This window comes from Halomonas shengliensis (assembly GCF_900104135.1).
Taxonomy (GTDB): domain Bacteria; phylum Pseudomonadota; class Gammaproteobacteria; order Pseudomonadales; family Halomonadaceae; genus Halomonas; species Halomonas shengliensis.
Genome location: NZ_FNIV01000001.1, coordinates 34,763 through 54,191 on the forward strand (window position 1 = coordinate 34,763; position 19,429 = coordinate 54,191).

22 protein-coding genes are annotated in these 19,429 nt (G+C 72.6%); 17 read left to right on the forward strand and 5 right to left on the reverse strand.

Annotated features, from left to right (window positions below; translation table 11 throughout):
• Positions 1–24 precede the first annotated feature (24 nt).
• Together BLP95_RS00185 and BLP95_RS00190 are read left to right on the forward strand one after the other, a co-directional pair.
• Positions 25–357, forward strand: coding sequence for a type II toxin-antitoxin system RelE/ParE family toxin (locus BLP95_RS00185; protein ID WP_089676186.1), 333 nt, complete (start codon positions 25–27; stop codon positions 355–357).
• The gene (locus tag BLP95_RS00190) at positions 354–659 is read left to right on the forward strand and encodes an addiction module antidote protein (protein WP_089676187.1); all 306 of its coding nucleotides are present in this window, start codon (positions 354–356) and stop codon (positions 657–659) included. Before BLP95_RS00185 ends, BLP95_RS00190 begins: the two co-directional genes overlap by 4 nt.
• A gap of 8 nt (positions 660–667) precedes the next feature.
• On the opposite strand, the gene BLP95_RS00195 is transcribed toward BLP95_RS00190, so the two are convergent.
• Positions 668–1,264, reverse strand: a complete 597-nt coding sequence (locus BLP95_RS00195; protein ID WP_089676188.1) for an exopolysaccharide biosynthesis protein — start codon at positions 1,262–1,264, stop codon at positions 668–670.
• Positions 1,254–1,403: a hypothetical protein gene (locus BLP95_RS16795; RefSeq protein WP_176760192.1), complete on the reverse strand. Its 150-nt coding sequence runs from the start codon at positions 1,401–1,403 to the stop codon at positions 1,254–1,256. Before BLP95_RS16795 ends, BLP95_RS00195 begins: the two co-directional genes overlap by 11 nt.
• Positions 1,404–1,629: 226 nt before the next feature.
• On the opposite strand from BLP95_RS16795, the gene rnk reads away from it, so the two are divergent.
• The 3 genes from rnk (at position 1,630) to BLP95_RS00210 (ending at position 3,989) form a co-directional block, all read left to right on the forward strand.
• The gene (gene rnk / locus BLP95_RS00200) at positions 1,630–2,043 is read left to right on the forward strand and encodes a nucleoside diphosphate kinase regulator (RefSeq protein ID WP_089676189.1); all 414 of its coding nucleotides are present in this window, start codon (positions 1,630–1,632) and stop codon (positions 2,041–2,043) included.
• Positions 2,044–2,053: 10 nt separating this feature from the next.
• Positions 2,054–2,674 carry a LysE family translocator gene (locus BLP95_RS00205; RefSeq protein ID WP_089676190.1) on the forward strand — a complete coding sequence of 207 codons (621 nt, stop codon included), beginning with the start codon at positions 2,054–2,056 and terminating at the stop codon, positions 2,672–2,674.
• 88 nt (positions 2,675–2,762) lie between these two features.
• Entirely contained in the window at positions 2,763–3,989 is a 1,227-nt protein-coding gene (locus BLP95_RS00210) for an EAL domain-containing response regulator (protein ID WP_089676191.1), read from the forward strand.
• Here BLP95_RS00210 and BLP95_RS00215 read toward each other — a convergent pair.
• The gene (locus tag BLP95_RS00215) at positions 3,929–5,581 is read right to left on the reverse strand and encodes an acyl-CoA dehydrogenase family protein (protein WP_089676192.1); all 1,653 of its coding nucleotides are present in this window, start codon (positions 5,579–5,581) and stop codon (positions 3,929–3,931) included. The two genes, BLP95_RS00210 and BLP95_RS00215, sit on opposite strands and share 61 nt — an antisense overlap.
• A gap of 113 nt (positions 5,582–5,694) precedes the next feature.
• On the opposite strand from BLP95_RS00215, the gene BLP95_RS17140 reads away from it, so the two are divergent.
• The 5 genes from BLP95_RS17140 to BLP95_RS00240 are packed head-to-tail and all read left to right on the forward strand — an operon-like array spanning position 5,695 to position 10,728.
• Positions 5,695–6,240: an NUDIX hydrolase gene (locus tag BLP95_RS17140; RefSeq protein ID WP_089676193.1), complete on the forward strand. Its 546-nt coding sequence runs from the start codon at positions 5,695–5,697 to the stop codon at positions 6,238–6,240.
• Positions 6,237–7,163, forward strand: a complete 927-nt coding sequence (locus tag BLP95_RS00225) for an AAA family ATPase (RefSeq protein ID WP_089676194.1) — start codon at positions 6,237–6,239, stop codon at positions 7,161–7,163. The genes BLP95_RS17140 and BLP95_RS00225 overlap by 4 nt, the downstream gene beginning before the upstream one ends.
• A 2-nt stretch (positions 7,164–7,165) precedes the next feature.
• Positions 7,166–8,098, forward strand: a complete 933-nt coding sequence (locus BLP95_RS00230) for a DUF58 domain-containing protein (RefSeq protein WP_143004388.1) — start codon at positions 7,166–7,168, stop codon at positions 8,096–8,098.
• Positions 8,095–10,188 (forward strand): transglutaminase TgpA family protein, encoded by a 2,094-nt coding sequence (locus tag BLP95_RS00235; protein WP_089676195.1) that lies wholly within the window; start codon positions 8,095–8,097, stop codon positions 10,186–10,188. The genes BLP95_RS00230 and BLP95_RS00235 overlap by 4 nt, the downstream gene beginning before the upstream one ends.
• A gap of 54 nt (positions 10,189–10,242) precedes the next feature.
• Complete coding sequence (locus BLP95_RS00240) at positions 10,243–10,728, forward strand: glutathione peroxidase (protein ID WP_089676196.1); 486 nt, start codon at positions 10,243–10,245, stop codon at positions 10,726–10,728.
• A 34-nt stretch (positions 10,729–10,762) separates the two neighbouring features.
• On the opposite strand, the gene BLP95_RS00245 is transcribed toward BLP95_RS00240, so the two are convergent.
• The gene (locus tag BLP95_RS00245) at positions 10,763–11,152 is read right to left on the reverse strand and encodes a DUF7079 family protein (protein ID WP_089676197.1); all 390 of its coding nucleotides are present in this window, start codon (positions 11,150–11,152) and stop codon (positions 10,763–10,765) included.
• Between the two features lie 158 nt (positions 11,153–11,310).
• Here BLP95_RS00245 and fabV point away from each other — a divergent pair, with 158 nt between their 5' ends.
• From fabV to BLP95_RS00260, 3 genes are all read left to right on the forward strand, one after another.
• Positions 11,311–12,519, forward strand: coding sequence for an enoyl-ACP reductase FabV (gene fabV / locus BLP95_RS00250; RefSeq protein WP_089676198.1), 1,209 nt, complete (start codon positions 11,311–11,313; stop codon positions 12,517–12,519).
• Positions 12,520–12,573: 54 nt separating this feature from the next.
• Positions 12,574–12,783 carry a hypothetical protein gene (locus BLP95_RS00255; RefSeq protein WP_089676199.1) on the forward strand — a complete coding sequence of 70 codons (210 nt, stop codon included), beginning with the start codon at positions 12,574–12,576 and terminating at the stop codon, positions 12,781–12,783.
• Positions 12,784–12,851: 68 nt separating this feature from the next.
• Complete coding sequence (locus tag BLP95_RS00260; RefSeq protein ID WP_176760193.1) at positions 12,852–13,808, forward strand: GlxA family transcriptional regulator; 957 nt, start codon at positions 12,852–12,854, stop codon at positions 13,806–13,808.
• Between the two features lie 12 nt (positions 13,809–13,820).
• Here the strand turns inward: BLP95_RS00260 and BLP95_RS00265 are convergent, their stop codons facing one another.
• Entirely contained in the window at positions 13,821–14,438 is a 618-nt protein-coding gene (locus BLP95_RS00265) for a class I SAM-dependent methyltransferase (protein ID WP_089676200.1), read from the reverse strand.
• 157 nt (positions 14,439–14,595) lie between these two features.
• Between BLP95_RS00265 and BLP95_RS00270 the strand changes: the two genes are divergently transcribed.
• Genes BLP95_RS00270 through astD form a run of 4 tightly spaced genes read left to right on the forward strand, consistent with a single transcriptional unit; the run spans position 14,596 to position 19,419 of the window.
• Positions 14,596–15,810 (forward strand): aspartate aminotransferase family protein, encoded by a 1,215-nt coding sequence (locus tag BLP95_RS00270; RefSeq protein WP_089676201.1) that lies wholly within the window; start codon positions 14,596–14,598, stop codon positions 15,808–15,810.
• Between the two features lie 20 nt (positions 15,811–15,830).
• Entirely contained in the window at positions 15,831–16,904 is a 1,074-nt protein-coding gene (locus BLP95_RS00275; protein ID WP_089676202.1) for an arginine N-succinyltransferase, read from the forward strand.
• Positions 16,904–17,950 carry an arginine N-succinyltransferase gene (astA, locus tag BLP95_RS00280; RefSeq protein ID WP_089676203.1) on the forward strand — a complete coding sequence of 349 codons (1,047 nt, stop codon included), beginning with the start codon at positions 16,904–16,906 and terminating at the stop codon, positions 17,948–17,950. Before BLP95_RS00275 ends, astA begins: the two co-directional genes overlap by 1 nt.
• Positions 17,950–19,419 (forward strand): succinylglutamate-semialdehyde dehydrogenase, encoded by a 1,470-nt coding sequence (astD, locus tag BLP95_RS00285; RefSeq protein WP_089676204.1) that lies wholly within the window; start codon positions 17,950–17,952, stop codon positions 19,417–19,419. The genes astA and astD overlap by 1 nt, the downstream gene beginning before the upstream one ends.
• The last annotated feature ends 10 nt before the right edge of the window (positions 19,420–19,429 follow it).

A 19,429-nucleotide genomic window follows, 5' to 3' on the forward strand; every position in this document is an offset into this window, starting at 1 on the left:
AGCTTTTAGGCTACAATGCTCCCGATGATGGAGCTGACGCACTACCTCACCGCTGACGGCCACGATCCGTTTCAAGCCTGGCTGGATGCCACCAAGGGCAAGGATCGTCAGGCCGCCATGCGCGTGCTGACTCGCCTCAACCGCTTGGCTGCTGGGAATGCAGGAGATACCAAGGCTGTTGGCGACGGAGTGCTGGAGCTGCGAATCGACTACGGCCCTGGCTACCGGGTGTATTACACCAAGGTGGGCAGGCGCCTGGTGATGTTGTTAATCGGTGGGACCAAGAAGCGCCAGCAGGCCGACATCGAGCAGGCCAAGGAGTTTCTGGCTGACCACCGGAGGAGAGCACGAAGATGAAAAGCCACGACACCGCTGTCGTCGAGATGCTGCGCGATGACCCTGATATGGCGCTCGATTACCTGCGCACTGCCTTCGATGAACTGGATGAGGAGGGGGGCGAGTCTGCCTTCCTGCTGGCGCTGCGCCATGTGGTGGAGGCCCAGGGCGGCATGGCTGCCGTGGCTGAGCGTGCCCAGGTCTCTCGCGAGAGCCTGTACCGGGCGCTGTCGCCCAAGGGGAACCCTACCCTGCGTACCATGACCGCCGTTATCAAGGCGACCGGCATCCACTTCCATGACCTGACCCGCGCCGCCTCCTGAATATCGTGCTACCCCATCAGGCTTGCCAGCACCACCGCCAGGGTGCCGCCGGTGAGCAGGTAGCCGAGCAGGGCGAGCAGGCCGTCGTCGGCGAGCAGTGCCAGGCCGAACAGGGTGAGGGCGAGGCCCGCGCCGTTGGCGCTGAAGGGGATGACCTCCATGGGCGGCATGGCCAGCGCCACCACCAGGCAGGTGAGGGCGACGCCAAGATGGGCCGGCGGACGCGTCAGCCACACCAGCCTCTGCTTCAGCAGCCGGTCGATCCAGGCGGCGGGGCGTTCCAGCCAGGCCAGCACGCGCCGGAAACGCGCGCGGGACACCCGCCGCTCCAGCAGCCAGCGCGGTAGCCAGATGCTGCGTCGCCCCGCCAGCAGCTGGCCCACCGCCAGCAGCACCAGGCTGGCCATCAGCGTCGGCACCCCGGGGATGTCGCCGACCAGTGGCGCCAGGGTGACCAGGCCGGCGACCAGCAGGAAGGGGGCGAAGCTGCGCCGGCCCACCGCCTCCAGCAGGGCCCGCAGGCTGACGCTGTGATCTTGCCTGCCGGCGTGGCTCACCCGCTCCAGCAGCTCACCGAGGCTGGCCGGTCCCGTCTCAGCGGCCACGCCACGTGACCAGCAGCAGGATGCCCAGCAGTGCCAGCACCGGGCCGACGAAGCCGACGGGGCTGGCGGTCTGCCAGCCCACCACGGGCAGCAGCAGGCCGAGGCCGATCATCATCCAGGCAAAGAGGCGAACCGACATGGGGGAGCTCCGGCGGTGAGGGGGCTCCAGTCTAACGGCCGCCACGCCGGGTTGCAGCCCGTCCCGACGGGCCGGCGAGTGCCGTGCTGACGGGGACTGTCCGAAGGCCGCCGGATGTCGTATGGTGAGGTAACACAGTCCTTCGCCCCTTCGCGGGTGGAGGGCTGTTTTCGTTGGATACCCCGGTAAACGTCCAATAAGCGTTTATCGGATTTCAGGAGGTCCCATGTCGTCCCGTCCCCCCCTTATCATCAACCGGCTGGATGCCGACCGCCTGCAGCGCCTGATCGACGAGGTCGCCGACAAGGACCGCTTCGTGGCCGAGGCGCTGGAGGAGGAGCTCGAGCGCGGCGAGGTGATCGACCCCGAGGAGATCCCCGAGGATGTGGTGAGCATGAACAGCCGCATCCAGTTCACCGACCTGACCCGGGGGCGCCAGATGATCCGCACCCTGGTCTATCCCCACGCCCTGGCCACCACCGAGGATGGCATCTCGGTGATGGCGCCGGTGGGCGCGGGGCTGATCGGCCTGCGTGTCGGCGATGCCATCGACTGGCCGCTGCCGGACGGCAGCGAGGTGAAGCTGCGGGTGGATGCCATATTGTGGCAGCCCGAGCGCGAGAAGCAGTTCCATCGCTGAGGTCGCCGGCATGCCCCTTTCCCTCTGGCTCTCCCTGGTGGCGGTGTGCGCCATGGGGGCGATGTCGCCGGGCCCCAGCCTGGCCATGGTGCTGCGCCACACCCTGGGGGGTGGGCGTGCCCCGGGGATGGTGGCGGGCCTCTCCCACGCCCTGGGCGTGGGGTTCTATGCGCTGCTTACCGTGTGGGGCCTGGGCGCGCTGATCGTGCGTCAGCCCCTGCTCTACCAGGCCGTCACCTGGTGCGGGGCGGCCTACCTCGCCTGGCTCGGCGTCAGGGCGCTGCGCGCCGGTCGTGGCGGCGCCCTGCAGGCGGGCGGGACGAGCACTACCCGCCGCCAGGCGGCCCGCGACGGCATGCTGGTGGCGCTGGGCAACCCCAAGCTGATCCTGTTCTTCATCGCCCTGCTCAGCCAGTTCGTCACCCCGGGCATGAGCCTCGCCGGCCAGGCGCTGATCGTGCTCACCGCCATGGTGATCGACGGCGCCTGGTACGTACTGGTGGCCCTGGGGCTCTCGCACTCGCGGGTGCTGCCCTGGCTGCAGGCCCATGCCCACTGGATCAACCGCGCCACCGGGGCGCTGCTGCTGGCGCTGGCGGTGCGTGTGGTGGCCGGGCCGCTGGTCGCCTAGCGTTGACCGGGGTCATGGGTCGCGCCATGTGGCGAATCCTCAGTGGTGTTAGGCTCAAGGCGTCATCCTCGCCGCGCAGGTCCTGCCGATGAACGAGTCGTCACGGGCGCCGCAGGCGCTCGCCCTGGTGCTGGAGGCGGACATGGACATGGCCGCCGTGCTCTCCCTGCAGCTGGAGACGTTGGGGCTGGGAAGCCGCTACTACGCACATTCGCGCCCCCTGCTGGAGGCGGTGGAAAGCCGTGCGCCGACCCTGGTGATCCTCGGGCTGGAGCACGGCAGCGAGGACGCCATCGCCCTGCTGCGGCGCCTGGCGGCCACCGGCTACCGGGGCTGGGTGCTACTGCTCTCCGGGGTGGAGCGCAAGATCGCCCGCATCGCCGAGCGAGTGGGCCTGGCCCTGGGACTGCGCATGCTCGGTTGCCTGGACAAGCCGATGCGCCTGGCCGAGCTGCGCTGCTGCCTCGGTAACCTGCGGGTCGGGCGCGAGCCGCCCGCCGAGGTGCACGGCGACCCGGTGTTCTCCAGCGAGGAACTGGACCTGGCCCTCAAGCGCCGCGAGCTGACCCTCCACTACCAGCCCCAGTTCGAGCTCTCGTCCGGCCGCCTCAGCGGCGTGGAGGCGCTGGTGCGCTGGGCCCACCCCGAGCTGGGGCTGATCGGCCCGGGCGCCTTCCTGCCGCTGCTCTCTTCCGACCAGGGGCAGCGGCTGACCCGCCATGTGCTGGAGATGGCGATGCTGGACGCCGAGGCCTGGCACCGCGAGGGGGTGATGCCGTCGCTGTCGGTCAACGTCACCGCCGACGACCTCGGCTGCCCCGACCTGCTGGCGCTTACCCGGCGCCGCCGACCCGGCGATCCGCCACTGGTGCTGGAGGTGACCGAGACCGCGGCCATGCGTGATGACCTCTTGGGCAGCGAGGTGGCGGCGCGGCTCTGCCTGGGCGGCCTGGAGGTCTCGGTGGATGACTTCGGCATCGGCTTCTCCTCGCTGGCGCGGCTGCAGCTGCTGCCGATCAGCGAGCTCAAGGTGGATCGCAGCTTCGTGCGCCACCTGCACGAGGAGTCCCAGGATGCCGCCATCGTCGAGGCGGTGGCGCTGCTGGGGCGCCGGCTCGGCATCCGGGTGGTGGCCGAGGGGGTCGAGGACCCGGGGGCGCTGGCGCTGCTCGATCGCTTCGGCTGCACCCATGTGCAGGGCTTCGGGCTGGCCCGTCCGATGCCCGCCGAGGAGATCCTCGAGCTGGGCGCCACTCAGGACGCGATGCGCGCCAGCACCGCCGCCAGCGGCGCACCGCTGGGCAGCACGCCGTAGGCAGGACCCGCCTCCTCGCCGAGGCGCGCGCGGCAGAAGGTCTCGCCGACCTCCACCGGCGCGTGGCGCAGCAGCAGCGCCCCCTGCAGGCACTGGGCGAGCCGCTGGGTCAGCCAGCGCGCGCGGGGCTCCAGCGCCTGCGGCGACTCGCCCAGCAGCCGCTCCAGCCCGGCGAGGGCGGCGTCGAACTCCCGCACCTGACCCCGCGCCGGGACGAGCTCGGCGTGCAGCGCCTCCAGCGCCTCGGGGTGGCGACCCAGCACCCGCAGCACATCCAGGCAGATGACGTTGCCCGAGCCCTCCCAGATGGAGTTGACCGGCGCCTCGCGATAGAGCCGCGCCAGCGGCGCCTCCTCCACGTAACCGATGCCGCCCAGGCACTCCATGGCCTCGGCCATGAAACCCGGCCCGCGCCGGTTGTGCCAGTACTTGGCCAGCGCCGGCAGCAGTCGGGCCAGGGCCCGTTCCCCCCCCTCGCCCCGGGCCGCGCTGTCGAAGGCGCGGGCGGCGCGCAGGCAGAGGGCGACCCCCGCCTCCACCTCCAGCGCCAGGTCGGCGATCACCGCGCGCATCAGCGGCTGCTGGGCCAGGGCGCGACCGAAAGCGTGGCGTGCCTGCACGTGGCTCCATGCCTCGTCCAGCGCCTGGCGCATCATGCCCACCGGCGCGGTGGCGGCATCCAGGCGGGTCTGCTGCACCATGGCGAGGATGGTGGCGATGCCGCGATCGGGCGGCCCCACCGGCTTGGCCCAGGCGCCGCGGTACTCGATCTCGGCGGAGGCGTTGGCGTGGTTGCCGCACTTCTCCTTGAGCCGCTGCAGCTCGATGGCGTTGCGCTTGCCGTCCGGCGTGAAGCGTGGCACTAGGAAACAGCCGAGCCCCGCCTCGCTCTGCGCCAGGGTCAGGAAGCCGTCTGACATCGGCGCGCTGCAGAACCACTTGTGGCCGCCAAGCCGCCAGCCATCGTCGGTCGGCTCCGCTCGGGTCGCATTGGTTCTCACGTCGCTGCCGCCCTGTTTCTCGGTCATCGCCATGCCCAGTGTCAGGCCCTGCTTCTCGCCGGCGGGCAGTGCTCGCGGGTCGTAGTGGTGGGCGAGCAGTCCGGGGGCCCAGCGCGCCGCCACCCCGGGGGCGTGGCGCAGCGCCGGCAGGGCGGCGTGGGTCATGGTGACCGGGCAGCAGAAGCCCGGCTCGGCCTGGGTCAGCAGGTAGAGGGCGGCGACATGGGCCTGGTGCCCGCCGCGGCCCTCCTGCTGCCAGGCCACGGCGTGCCAGCCGCCCTCCATGGCCAGGGCCATCAGCTCGTGGTAGGCGGGGTGGTAGGCCACCTCGTCCAGGCGGCGGCCGTGGCGGTCGAAGAGGCGCAGCGCCGGCGGATGGCGGTTGGCCGCCTCGCCCAGCGCCTGGATGTGCTCGCTGCCCACCGCCCGGCCCAGCGGCGCCAGGCGCTCGGCGACCCAGGCGGGGGCCTCCCGGGCCAGCGCCTCGCGCAGCGGCAGGTCATCGGCGAGCCGGTCGCGATCGCCGCTCGGCGGCGGCTGGTTGGTCACCTCGTGGGTGGCCAGGCGGTTGCGGGGGGCGCGGTCAGGCATGGCGTCTCTCCGTGGCGGAGGCCTCCCTCGAGCATGGAAGGCGCGGCGGCGACGGTCAACGTGACGCCGGGGCGGCGACTGGGTAGGCTGAAGGCATTTCCGGGGAGAGGCCCATGACCGACGAGTCGCGCGAGGCGCCGCTGCCGGCGCCGCATATCGCCCGTGAGCGCATCCAGCTGGTGGATGCCCGCAATCGCCCCTGCGGCAGCGCCTGGCGCGCCGAGATGCGTCGCTTCCGCTTCTGGCACCGCGCCACCTACGTGGTGGTGGTCAACCCCCGCGGCGAGCTGTGCGTCCAGCGCCGCACCCTCACCAAGGAGGTCTTCCCCGGTGGCCTCGACCTCGCCGCCGGCGGGGTGGTGGGGGCCGGGGAGGCGGTGCATGTCGCCGCCCGCCGCGAGCTCGAGGAGGAGCTGGGTATCCGCGGGGCCCCGCTGCGCCCGGCGGGAGGCTTCGTCCACGCCTCGGGCGGCCACCATATCTTCGGCAGCCTCTACCTGGTCGAGCACGACGGACCGCTGCAGCTCCAGGCCGAGGAGGTGGCCGACGCCTTCTGGCTGCCACCCACCGCGGCGCTGGCCCGGGAGGCGGTGACCCCCGACACCCGCCAGGCGGTGGAGGCGCTGCTGGTGGCCGGCCTGCTGGAGGCGGCACCATGAACCGCCCGGCCAGGCTCGGCGAGCTGGAGGCGGTGACCGCGGCCCTCGAGGGGGTGGTGCTGGGCAAGTCCCGGGAGCTGCGCCTGGCGCTGTGCTGCCTGCTGTGCCGCGGCCACCTGTTGATCGAGGACCTGCCGGGGCTGGGCAAGACCACCCTGGCCCAGTCGCTGGCGCGGGTCACCGGCCTGGACATGCAGCGGCTGCAGTTCACCAGCGACCTGCTGCCGGCCGACGTGCTGGGGGTCTCGGTGTTCGACCCCCGCGAGGCGCGCTTCACCTTCCACCCCGGCCCGATCTTCCATGGCGTGGTGCTGGCCGACGAGATCAACCGCGCCACCCCCAAGACCCAGAGCGCGCTGCTCGAGGCCATGGAGGAGGGGCGGGTGACCGTGGAGGGCGAGACCCGCCCCCTGCCCGACCCCTTCTTCGTCATCGCCACCCAGAACCCCCAGGAGCAGGCCGGCACCTTCGCGCTGCCGGAGTCCCAGCTCGACCGCTTCCTGATGCGTCTCTCGCTGGGCTACCCCGACCCCCGCGCCGAGCGCGAGATCCTGCGTGGCCGCGCCGGGCGCGAGCGCCTCGCTGCGCTGCCGGCGCTGCTCGACGCCGAACGCCTGCGCGCCTGGCAGGCGCGCCTGGCCGACATCCACGTCGCCGAGGCGCTGCTCGATTATGTCCAGGCGCTGGTGACCGCCAGCCGCGAGCATCCGGAGCTGGCCTGGGGGCTCTCCACCCGTGGCGCCCTGGCGCTGCTCCAGGCGGCCCGCGGCTGGGCGCTGCTCGAGGGGCGCGACCACGTGCTGCCCGAGGATGTCCAGGCGGTCTGGGTGCCGGTGGTGGGGCACCGGCTGAGCAGCGGCCGCCGCGAGGAGGGCGAGGCCCTGGCCCGCCACCTGCTGGCCCGCGTGCCGGTGATGGGCTAGCCGTGCTGCGGCGCGCGTCACGCCAGCGCTGGTGGCGCCGGGTGGCGATCGCCCCCGGCACACCGCTGCCCCAGCGCCGGCTCTTCCTGCTGCCGACCCGCTTCGGCCTGGGCTGGGCGGTGCTGGTCCTGCTGCTGCTGCTGTTCGGCATCAACTACCAGAACAGCCTCGCCTTCGCCCTCGCCTTCTGGCTGTTCGCGGTGGCGGTGGTGGCCCTGCTGCGTACCTGGCGCAACCTGCTCGGCCTGCGCGCCACCCTGCGCCTGCCCGCCGAGACCTTCGCCGGAGGCGAGGCGCGCCTGGGGGTGACCCTCGAGGGCGGGCGTCCGCGCCACGTCGTCGAGGTCCACGCCCCGGGGGCATCCGCCTCGGTCTCGCTGCCCGAGGGGCGCGGCGAGGCGTTCCTGTCTCTTCCGGCCCCGCGGCGCGGCGAGCCGCCGCTGCCGCTGCTGCGCCTGGAGAGCGCCTGGCCGCTGGGCCTGGTGCGGGCGGTGGCCTGGCTGGAGGCCGACGAGCGGCTGCTGGTCTATCCGCGCCCCCGGCCCGACGAACTCCCCGAGCACCGCCTGGCCGGGGCGGGCCTCGAGGCCACCGACTTCGCCGGCCTGCGCCGTGCCGAGCCCGGCGACAGCCCCGCGCGGCTGGCCTGGAAGCAGTGGAGCCGCACCGGGGTACTGGCCGCCAAGGCGTTCAGCGTGCCGCCCCGCCAGCAGCTGTGGCTCGACTACGACGCCTGTCGCGGCGACCCCGAGACGCGCCTGTCGACCCTCTGCGCCCGGGTGCTGGCCCACCACCAGGCCGGCGACCGCTACGGGCTGCGCCTGCCGGGGCTGACCCTGCCCCAGGGCGAGGGCGCCGCCCAGCGCCGGGAGGCGCTCGCCGCCCTGGCGCGTTTCCCGGGGCACCCGGCCGAGGGCCCGGGGGCGGCGTCATGAGGCGGCGCCAGGCCACCCCCGCCGTGCTCGCCGACGGCCGCGCCCTGGGCGCGGCCATGCTGCGCCGGCTGTTCATCGGCCAGTGCCTGGTGCTGGCGCTGCACCTGGCCTTCATGCCCGCCTGGCTGGCGGGGCTCGCCGCCCTGGTGGCGGGCTATCGCGCCCTGCAGCTGCGCCGGCGGCTGCCTCGGGCCGGGGTGGTGCTGCGCCTGGCGGGGGTCGCCGCGCTCACCGCCGGGCTATGGCTGCAGTACGGTACCCTGGGGCGCATGGAGGCGATGATCGGCCTGCTGCTCGGGGTCTACCTGCTCAAGCTGCTGGAGACCCATACCCGTCGCGATGCCCGGGTGGTGGTGCTGATCGGCCTGGTCGCCACCACCGTGGCCTTCCTCCATGACCAGGGCATCCCGGTGGCGCTCGGCGCCCTGCTGGCGGTGGCCTGGCTGCTGCACTCCCTGGTGTGCCTGGCGGGGGCCAGCGATGCTCGCCTAGCGTGGCGCGAGAGCGCCTGGCTGCTGGGGCTCTCGGCGCCGCTGATGGTGCTGCTGTTCCTGGCCTTCCCGCGCTTCGGGCCGCTGTGGAACCTGCCCCAGGCCGAGCGTGCCGCCACCGGGCTCAGCGACGAGATCGCCCCGGGGGATATCGCCGAGCTGTCGCGCAGCGACCGACGCGCCTTCCGGGCGCGATTCTTGGGCGACGCGCCGGCCCCCGCCGAGCGCTACTGGCGGGTCTACACCCTCTCGGACTTCGACGGCGAGCGCTGGCGCCGGGCCACGGCGGCGCGCCTGGGCCTCGGCCGCGGGGCCCTGGCGGCGGAGGGGCGCCGCTCGCCGTGGCCGCCGTCCGGCGAGCCGCGCTTCGAGGCCGAGCTGCTGCTGGAGCCCGACAGCCGTCCCTGGCGCCCCTCCCTGGGGGCGCCCCTGGCCAGCGACGAGCGGCTGCGCTGGCTCGCCGACGGCACCGTGGAGGGGCTCTCGCCGCTCGCCTCGCGCAGCCTGCTGCGGCTCTCGAGCAGCGGCCAGGCACCGGGCTGGCCCGACCCCCTGGGGGCACGCTGGCACACCCGGCTGCCCGAGGAGGGCAACCCGCGCAGCCGCGCCCTGGCCGAGCGGCTGTGGCGCGAGACGGGGGGCGCGCCGCGGGCCTACCTGGAAGCGCTGATGGCACGCTTCGGCGAGGCGCCGTTCCGCTACACCCTGACCCCGCCGCGGCTGACCTCCCGGGACCGGGTCGACGAGTTCCTGTTCGAGAGCCGTGCCGGCTACTGCACCCACTACGCCTCGGCCATGGCGGTGCTGGCCCGCGCCGCGGGGTTGCCGGCGCGCATCGTCGCCGGCTTCCTGGGCGGCGAGCGCCATCCGGATGGCCACTTCACGGTGCGCGACTACGACGCCCACGCCTGGGTCGAGGTGTGGCTCGACGGCGGCTGGCAGCGCCTGGACCCCACCGCGGCCATCGCCCCGGAGCGCATCGAGCAGGGCGCCGGAGCGATCGAGGATGGCGGCGAGGCCTTCCTGGCCGACTCGGGGTTCTCGCCGCTGCGCATGCGCGAGATCGGCTGGGTCAATCGGCTGCGCCTGGGCTGGGAGCGCATGGAGTACCGCTGGCAGCGCGAGGTGATCGGCTACCGCGACCAGGCGCGCACCGCGCTGATGGCGCGGCTGGTCGAGCGGCTGCACGCCTTCTGGGAGACCCTGCTGGGGGCGCTGCCCGGACGCGGCCCGCTGGGCTGGCTGGCGGGCCTGGCGATCGCCGCGGGCCTGCTCGCCGGCCTCGGCGGGGGGCTGGCGCTGGCCTGGCGGGCCCGTCGTGAAGGGCGCGACGAGGCGCTGCGCATCCGGCGCCTGCAGGCCTGGCTGGCCCGGCGCGGGCTGCCGCCCCGGGAGGGAGAGTCGCCCGCCGCCCACCTGCGCCGCCTGGCGGAGGCGGCCGGCCCGGCCGGACCGGCGCTGCGTGACTGCGCCCACCAGCTCGAGCGCCTGCGCTATGCACCGCTGGCGGCGGCGGAGCGCCGTGAGCGGCGGCGAGTCCTGGGGCGGCGTGTCGCCGAGGTGCGCCGGCGCCTGCCGCGGCACCGGGCCGGGGGGTAGCGTCGCCGCGGAGGGCGTGGCATCGTGGATGACCACGACCCGCAAGGCGCCCCCATGTCCATCCACGACCACCGGTGCCACACCGCCCAGGGCGAGTCCTTCAACTTCGCCGCGCTGCGCGGACAGGTGCTGCTCATCGTCAATGTCGCCAGCCGCTGCGGCTTCACGCCCCAGCTGCGCGAGCTCGAACGCCTCTATCGGCGCTATCGCCAGCGTGGCTTCATGGTCATCGGCTTCCCCTGCAACCAGTTCGCCCGCCAGTCGCCGGAGTCGGCGCTGGATTTCTGCACCCTGAGTGCGCGGGACTACCAGGTGAGCTTCCCGCTGATGGAGAAGGTGAGGGTCAACGGCCGCCACGCCCACCCGCTGTTCGTCGAGCTCAAGCGCGAGGCGCCCGGGGTGCTGGGCAGCGGCATGGTCAAGTGGAACTTCACCAAGTTCCTGGTGGGGCGCGATGGCCGGGTGATCCGCCGCTTCTCGCCGCGCCACGGCGAGGCCGAGCTGCGCGAGGCGCTGGAGGTGGCGCTGGACGAGGCCTAGCTCGTTCCAGCCTGAAGTGGCGAGAGTCGGGTCATCATGGAGGTGTCTCGCCGCGTTCCACCATCAGCCGCGCGATCAGCTCGTTCCAGCGATGGCGGGTCATCATGGTGGTCAGCCCCGAGAACAGCGCCCAGCTCTTGCGCCGCCATCCGGTGAGGCGCAGGTTGTGGGCCACCAGCTGCTTCATCAGCTTGTAGTCATCGAAGGCGCGCCACTCGCCCACCACCGACATCTGGTGGCGCGCGAGCACCGGCGCCAGCTCCAGCCGGAACACCCACTCCAGCTCGTGCACCGTGAGGTCGTGGCGTTCGATCACCGTGATCATCTCGGCGTAGTCGCGTTCGCCGGGCTCGCGCTCCAGCCACAGCGGTGCCAGGGCGAGCCACAGCTCGCCGCGTCGGTCGACCAGGCTCTGGGCATCCATGGTTCGCTCCCGGTTGTGCTCGTCAGGCTGGCATCCTGCCCCAGGCGCCGGCCCGGCTCAAGGGCGGACAGCGCCGCACGCGGCCGCTAGAATAGGGCATCGACGCACCACTCAGCGGGCGGTCCAGCCGCTCCCCAGGACGAACAGCGAGGTCTGACGTGATCATCAAGCCCAAGGTACGCGGTTTCATCTGCACCACCACCCACCCCGTCGGCTGCGAGAAGAACGTGCTCGAGCAGATCGAGGCGACCCGTGCCCGGGGCCTGGACAAGGCGAACGGGCCGAAGAAGGTGCTGGTGATCGGGGCCTCCAGCGGCTATGGCCTGGCGGCGCGCATCACCGCGGCCTTCGGCTACGGCGCCGATACCCTGGGGGTGTTCTTCGAGAAGCCGGGCACCGAGAAGAAGCCGGGCACCGCGGGCTGGTACAACAGTGCCGCCTTCGACCGCTTCGCCAAGCAGGAGGGGCTCTACAGCAAGTCCATCAACGGCGACGCCTTCTCCCACGAGGCCCGCGAGAAGGCCATCGAGCTGATCAAGCAGGACCTGGGCCAGGTCGACCTGGTGGTCTACTCCCTGGCCTCGCCGGTGCGCAAGCTGCCCGACTCCGGTGAGCTCAAGCGCTCCAGCCTCAAGCCGATCGGCGAGACCTACCGCGCCACCGCCATCGACACCAACAAGGACGCCATCATCGAGGCCGAGGTCGAGCCCGCCACCGAGCAGGAGATCGAGGACACCAAGGCGGTGATGGGCGGCGAGGACTGGGAGCTGTGGATCGACGCCCTGGACCGCGCCGGCGTGCTGGCCGAAGGCGCGCGCAGCGTCGCCTTCAGCTACATCGGCACCGAGATCACCTGGCCTATCTACTGGCATGGCGCCCTGGGCAAGGCCAAGGAGGACCTGGATCGCGCCGCCGGCGAGATCGACAAGCGCCTCTCGGCCTCCGGCGGCGGCGCCAACGTGGCGGTGCTCAAGTCGGTGGTGACCCAGGCCAGCGCGGCCATCCCGGTGATGCCGCTCTACATCGCCATGGTCTACCGGGTGATGAAGGAGAAGGGCCTGCACGAGGGCACCATCGACCAGCTCAACCGCCTGTTCGGCGAGCGCCTCTATCGGGGTGCAGGTCAGGGCAGCGCCGAGACCGACGAGGCCGGCCGCCTGCGCCTGGACGACTGGGAGCTGCGCGACGACGTCCAGCAGGCGTGCAAGGACCTGTGGCCGCAGGTGACCACCGAGAACCTCTTCGCGATCACCGACTATGCTGGGTACAAGCACGAGTTCCTGAAGCTGTTCGGCTTCGAGCGGGACGACGTCGACTACGATGCCGACGTGGATCCCGTGGCGGAATTCGATGTCGTAACCCTGTAAGGGCAGGGCGCCCACGGCGTCCTGCCGGTCATTCCCGCAGACCCGGAGGGCGCCATGGATACCCGCGAGAGCCAGACCCCCGAAGAGGAGCTCCAGCACCTCAAGGAAGTCAGCCAGCCCGAGGACTACGAGCACCCCGAGCCCGAAGAGACCCAGCCCGAGGCCCGGGAGCCTTCCCGTGGCTTGCCCTGGGTCCTGCCGCTGGTGATCGTGCTGGCGGTCGCCGCGGTGGGCTTCATGCTGCTGACCGGCGTCGCCGACTGAGGCGCTGAGGCTGCCCCGGGCAGGGGCTTTGGCTACAATGGTCGCTCCCGTCGTCGCGAGAGCCCCGCATGCCCGACCTTCCCCCCACCTCGACCCCGCCCGCCCGGCGACGGGTGGGCGTGGTGTTGCTGCAGGGGTTCTCGCTGCTGGCCGAGTCCTGCGCCACCGAGCCGCTGGCGGTGGCCAACCAGCTGACCGGTGAGGGTCTCTACTCGCTGGTCACCCTGGGGCTCGACGCCCACCCGGTGCGCAGCGGTTCCCGCCACCTGCTGATGCCCGATGCGGTCATCGGCGAGCCGGTCTCCCTCGACCTGCTGCTGCTGTGCGCCCCCTGGGGCGAGTCACCGACCCCGGCGCTTGCGGCCTGGCTGCGTCACCTGGCCCTGGCGGGGGTGGCCCTTGCCGGGATCGGCGGTGGCGCCGAGCTGCTGGCGCGCAGCGGCCTGCTCGACGGCTACCGCGCCACGGTGCCCTGGCCGCGCTTCGAGGCGGTGGCCGGCGCCCACCCGGGGGTCCGCCTCTCCCGCCAGCTCTTCGAGATCGACCGCGACCGCCTCACCTGCGGCGGCGGCACCGCCGCCATGGACATGATGATGACCCTGATCGCCAGCCATCACGGCAGCGAGCTCGCTGAGCGGGTCTCGGCGCACTTCGTGCTGGAGCGGGTGCGCATGGCCGACGAGCCCCAGCCCGCCTCGCCGCTGGCCGGCGCCCCCCAGAGCCTGGTGGACGCCGTGGCGCTGATGGAGGCCAACATCGAGGAGCCGTTGACCACCCACGAGCTCGCCGAGCACCTGGGGCTCTCCCGGCGTCAGCTGGAGCGACTGTTCAAGAAGCACCTGCAGGCGGTGCCCAGCCGCTACTACCTTAACCTGCGCCTGCGCCGTGCCCGCCGCCTGCTGCGCGAGAGCGAGCGTCCCGCCGGGGAGATCGCGATGCTCACCGGCTTCTCCTCGGCGGCCCACTTCTCCACCGCCTACCGCAACCACTTCGGCGTGACGCCCCGCGAGGAGCGCCTGGGCTGAGCGGTGCCGGCCTCAGGCGGGCCGGGCCAGCAGCGCCCGGAACAGCGCGCCCATCATCACCGGGGTGTCCTGCTCGATGACGAAGCCCCCGGCCTCCAGCAGCGGCCGCGCCTGGCGAGTGATGTCGGTGGCGATGGCCGAGGTCAGCGCATTGAGGGCCCGGCGGGCGAGGCCGGCCGGGCGGTCGTCGGCCTGGAACTTGTCCATCACGCAGAGCTGGCCCTCGGGGGCGAGCACCCGGTGCGCCTCGGCGAGCCCCCGGGCCGGGTCGGGCATCACCGCCAGGATCAGGTGCATCACCACCACGTCGAAGTGGCCGTCGGGGTAGGTCAGGCGCGCGGCGTCCATCTCCTCCGCCTCCAGGTCCCGGCCTAGCGCCTCGGCGCGGCGTTCCAGGCGGCGCACCATGGCCGGCGAGAGGTCGGTGGCGTGCAGCTCGATGTCCCGCGGCAGGAAGGGCAGGTCGAGCCCGGTGCCGGCGCCCACTAGCAGCACGCGCATCCCCGGGCGCCAGTGCACCTGGGCCAGGGAGGCGCGCCGCGCGCGGCGGAAGGCACGCTCGGCCACGGCGTCGTAGATCGGCGCGTAGAGGGTGTAGCGGCGGCGGTTCCAGCCGGTGGTGTTGAACATCCGGGGCTCCTCCTCGGGGGATGCCCCCAGAGTAACCGCCTCCGGGAGCTTTTACACAAGTCCTCGTGCCTTGGGTGAAAGCACCGCGGCGACAGGCTCCCTATACTCGAGGGCACCGCATACATGATGCGTGTCTTCGACTTCACAGGAGGATGTCATGAGCCAGACCCCGACCCGCGCCGACTTCGACCGCTACATGGTGCCGAACTACGCCCCCCAGCAGGTGATACCGGTGCGCGGCGAGGGCAGCCGCCTGTGGGACCAGCAGGGCCGCGAGTACATCGACTTCGCCGGCGGCATCGCGGTCAACGGCCTGGGGCACTGCCACCCGGTGCTGGTCGAGGCGCTCAAGACTCAGGCCGAGCGGGTCTGGCACCTCTCCAATGTCTACACCAACGAGCCGGCCCTGGCCCTGGCCCGGGCCCTGGTGGAGCGCACCTTCGCCGACAAGGTGTTCCTGTGCTCCTCCGGCGGCGAGGCCAACGAGGCCGCGCTCAAGCTGGCGCGGCGCTGGGCCCATGACCAGGGCGGCGAGCACAAGCACCGCATCGTCTCCTTCGGCCAGGCCTTCCACGGTCGCACCTTCTTCACCGTCAGCGTGGGCGGCCAGCCCAAGTACGCCCAGGGCTTCGGCCCGGTGCCCGGCGGCATCGTCCATGGCGAGTACAACAACCTCGACAGCGTGCGCGACCTGATCGACGACGACACCTGCGCGGTGATGGTGGAGCCGATGCAGGGCGAGGGCGGCGTGCTGCCCGGCCAACGCGAGTTCCTGCAGGGACTGCGCGACCTGTGCGATGCCCACGACGCCCTGCTGATCTTCGACGAGGTGCAGACCGGCGTGGGCCGCACCGGCTCGCTCTACGCCTACCAGCAGTTCGGCGTGACCCCCGACATCCTGACCAGCGCCAAGGCGCTGGGCGGCGGCTTCCCGGTGGGCGCCATGCTGACCACCGACCGCGTCGCCCCGGCCTTCTCCATGGGCACCCACGGCTCCACCTACGGCGGCAACCCGCTGGCCTCGGCGGTGGCGCTGGCAGCCATCGAGCACATCGACACCCCCGAGGTGCTGGAGGGGGTGAAGCGCCGCCATGACCTCTTCCGTGAGCACCTGGAGGCGATCAACGCCCGCCACGGGGTCTTCAAGGAGGTCCGCGGCATGGGCCTGCTGATCGGCGCCGAGATGAGCGAGGCGTGGCGTGACCGCGCCAAGGACATCCTGCCGCTGGCCATCGAGGAGGGGCTGATGGCGCTGATCGCCGGCCCCAACGTGCTGCGCATGGCGCCCTCCCTGGTGATTCCCGAGGCCGACATCGCCGAGGGCATGGCGCGCCTGGAGCGTGCCGTGAGCCGCCTGGTCGCCGGCCAGTGAGCGGCGAGGGAGACGCCGCCATGCTGGTCGTTCGCCCCGTCGCCCCGGCCGACCTGCCCGCCCTGGAGCGGCTGGCGGGCGAGGCCGTGCCGCGACTCACCAACCTGCCGGCCCACCGCGACCGCCTGGAAGAGCGCATCGCCCGCTCGCGCCAGGCCTTCGCCGCCGAGGTGGAGTTCCCCGGCGACGAGCACTACACCTTCGTGCTCGAGGACCGGGCCCGCGGCGAGGTGGCCGGCACCGCCACGGTACGCGCCCAGGCCGGCGCCCGCGACGCCTACTACACCTATCGCCAGGAGACGCTGATCCACGCCTCGCAGCAGCTCAACGTGCGCCGCGAGGTGCAGACCCTGGCGCTCTCCCACGAGGTCTCCGAGGCGAGCCTGCTGTGCGCTTACTCCCTGGCGCCGCGCTATCGCGGCACCAGCGCCGAGAGCCTGCTGCGCCGGGCGCGGCTGATGCTGATCGCCCAGTACCCCGAGCGCTTCGCCGGGGTGCTGGCGATGGCCTTCCCCGGCTTCCTGGACGAGGCCGGCGAGTCGCCGTTCTGGAACAGCGTGGGGCGCCACTTCTTCGTGCGCGACTTCGAGGAGATCAACTACCTGGCCGGGGTGCGCTCCAAGAGCTTCATCGCCGAGGTGATGCCGCAGTTCCCGCTCTACCTGCCGCTGCTCACGCCCCAGGCGCGGGCCGCCATCGGGCGCGAGCATCCCGACCACGAGGTGGCCCTGGCGGAGATGCTGGCCGAGGGCTTCCAGCGCTCCCGCCACGTCGACATCTTCGACGCGGGTCCGGTGATCAAGGCCGAGCGCGAGCGGCTGCAGAGCTTCCGGCGCGCCGCCTGGCACCCGGTGCGCATCCGCCCGGTCCACGCCCTGCCCGACGCCGAGCCGGCGATGGTCGCCAACCAGCGCCTGGCCGACTTCCGCTGCGTGGTGGCGCGCTATGCGCTGTCGCCCACCGGCCAGCTGATGCTCTCCGAGGAGCACGCCGCGGTGCTGGGCGTGGAGGAGGGCAGGGCGGTGCTGGCCGCGCCGCTGGCACTCGCCGATGCCGAGTCGGCCGACCCGGGCTATGACGAGGGGGAGCTGTGATGCGTATCCGACCCATCGCCGAGGGCGACCTCGAGGAGCTGCAGGCCCTGGCCCGGGAGACCGGGGTGGGCTTCACCTCGCTGCCCGACAACCGCGACTTCCTGGCCGCCAAGATCGCCGCCACCGAGGCGACCTTCCTCGAGCGCACCCCGGCGGGCCAGCGCAACTACTTCTTCGTGCTCGAGGACGAGGCCAGTGGCCACCTGGCCGGCTGCTGCGCCATCGAGGGCGAGGTGGGGCGCGAGGTGCCCTTCTACCACTACCGGCTCGGCACCCTGGCCCACTCCTCGGTGCAGCTCGACCTGCACCGCACCATCGATACCCTCTTCCTGTGCTCGGACCATACCGGCGACGCCGAGGTGGCCTCGCTGTTCCTGCGCCCGGCCTATCGCGGCGGTGACCGCCGTCACCAGCGCAACGGCGCCCTGCTCTCCATGGTGCGCTGGCTGTTCATGGCCGAGTTCCGCGACCGCTTCCCCGACAAGGTGCTGGCGGAGATGCGCGGGGTGTTCGACGGCGAGGGCAAGAGCCCCTTCTGGCACTGCCTGGGCAGCCACTTCTTCCCGCTGGACTTCGACGAGGCGGACCGCCTGACCGGCCTGGGCCAGAAGAGCTTCATCGGCGAGCTGATGCCCAAGTACCCCATCTACACGCCCTTCCTCTCCGAGGCGGCGCGGGCCTGCATCGGACAGGTGCACGAGCAGACCCGCCCGGCCCTGGCCATGCTCAAGAAGGAGGGGCTGCGCTGGGAGGGCTACATCGACATCTTCGACGGCGGCCCCACCGTGGAGGCCTACATCGACGACGTGCGCGGCGTGCGCCTGTCGCGGCGAGTCACCGTCACCCTCGACCCCGCCCTGGACGAGGCGGGCGAGCGCCCGCGCTGGCTGGCCGCCACCACCGAGATGGCGCACTTCCGCGCCGCCTGGGTAGGGCGCGGCCCCGACGCCGAGGGCCGCCTGCGCCTGAGTCCCGCCGAGGCGGCACGCTTGGAGGTCGAGGCGGGCGCCACCCTGCGCATCCTGGATACCGAGGAGGAAGCCTGATGAAGCCGACACACTCCCTGCTGATCGGTGGGCACTGGCGCGACGGCGCCGGGGAACGCTTCGCCAAGCACGACGGCGTCACCGGTGAGCGGCTGTGGCAGGGGGCCGGCGCCAGCCCCGCGGACGTCGCCGCCGCGGTGGCCGCGGCCCGCGAGGCCTTCCCCGCCTGGGCGCGGACGCCCTTCGCCGAGCGCCAGGCGCTGGTGGAGCGCTTCCGCGAGGTGCTGGAGCGCCACCGCGAGGCGCTGGCCGCCGCCATCGCCCACGAGACCGGCAAGCCGCTCTGGGAGGCGCGCACCGAGGTGGGCGCCATGATCGGCAAGGTGGCGATCTCGCTGCGCGCCTATCAGGAGCGCACCGGCGAGCGCGAGCGCGACCTGGGCGAGACGCAGGCCGTGCTGCGCCATCGCCCCCACGGCGTGATGGCGGTGTTCGGCCCCTACAACTTCCCCGGCCACCTGCCCAACGGCCACATGGTACCGGCGCTGCTGGCCGGCAACGCCGTGGTGTTCAAGCCCAGCGAGCAGTCGCCGCTCACCGCCGACCTGACCCTGCAGTGCTGGCAGGAGGCGGGGCTGCCGGCCGGGGTGATCAACCTGGTGCAGGGTGGGGCCGAGACCGGCCAGGCGCTGGCCGCCGACCCGGGCATCGACGGCCTGCTGTTCACCGGCAGCGCCAGGGTAGGTGGCCTGCTACACCGCCAGTTCGCCGGCCAGCCCGGCAAGATCCTGGCCCTGGAGCTCGGCGGCAACAACCCGCTGGTGGTCAAGGATGTCCCCGACCAGGACGCCGCGGTGCTGACCATCCTGCAGTCCGCCTTTCTTTCCGGCGGCCAGCGCTGCACCTGCGCGCGCCGCCTGATCGTTCCCGAGGGCCAGGTGGGGGATCACCTGCTCGACGCCCTGGCGGACGCCATCTCGCGGCTGCGGGTGGCGCCTCCCTTCGCCGAGCCGGCGCCCTTCTACGGCGGCCTGGTGAGCGTGGCCGCCGCCGACGGCCTGCTCGAGGCCCAGGCGGCGCTGGAGGCCCAGGGCGGCACGGTGCTCGCGCGCATGGAGCGCCTGGAGGCAGATACCAGCCTGCTCAGCCCGGCGCTGATCGACGTCACCGGCCTGGCGGTGCCCGACGAGGAGCACTTCGGCCCGCTGCTCAAGGTGTATCGCTACCGCCACTGGGACGAGGCGATCGCGCTCGCCAACGACACCCGCTACGGCCTCTCCGCCGGGCTGATCGGCGGCGAGCCGGATGACTGGGATGACTTCCTGCTGCGCATCCGCGCCGGCATCGTCAACTGGAACCGCCAGACCACCGGCGCCTCCGGCGATGCCCCCTTCGGCGGGGTGGGCGAGAGCGGCAACCACCGCCCCAGCGCCTACTACGCGGCGGACTACTGTGCCTACCCGGTGGCCTCCATGGAGAGCGAGGAGCTGCACCTGCCCGACCAGCTGCCGCCGGGGGTGAGCCTGTGAGCCGGGATGC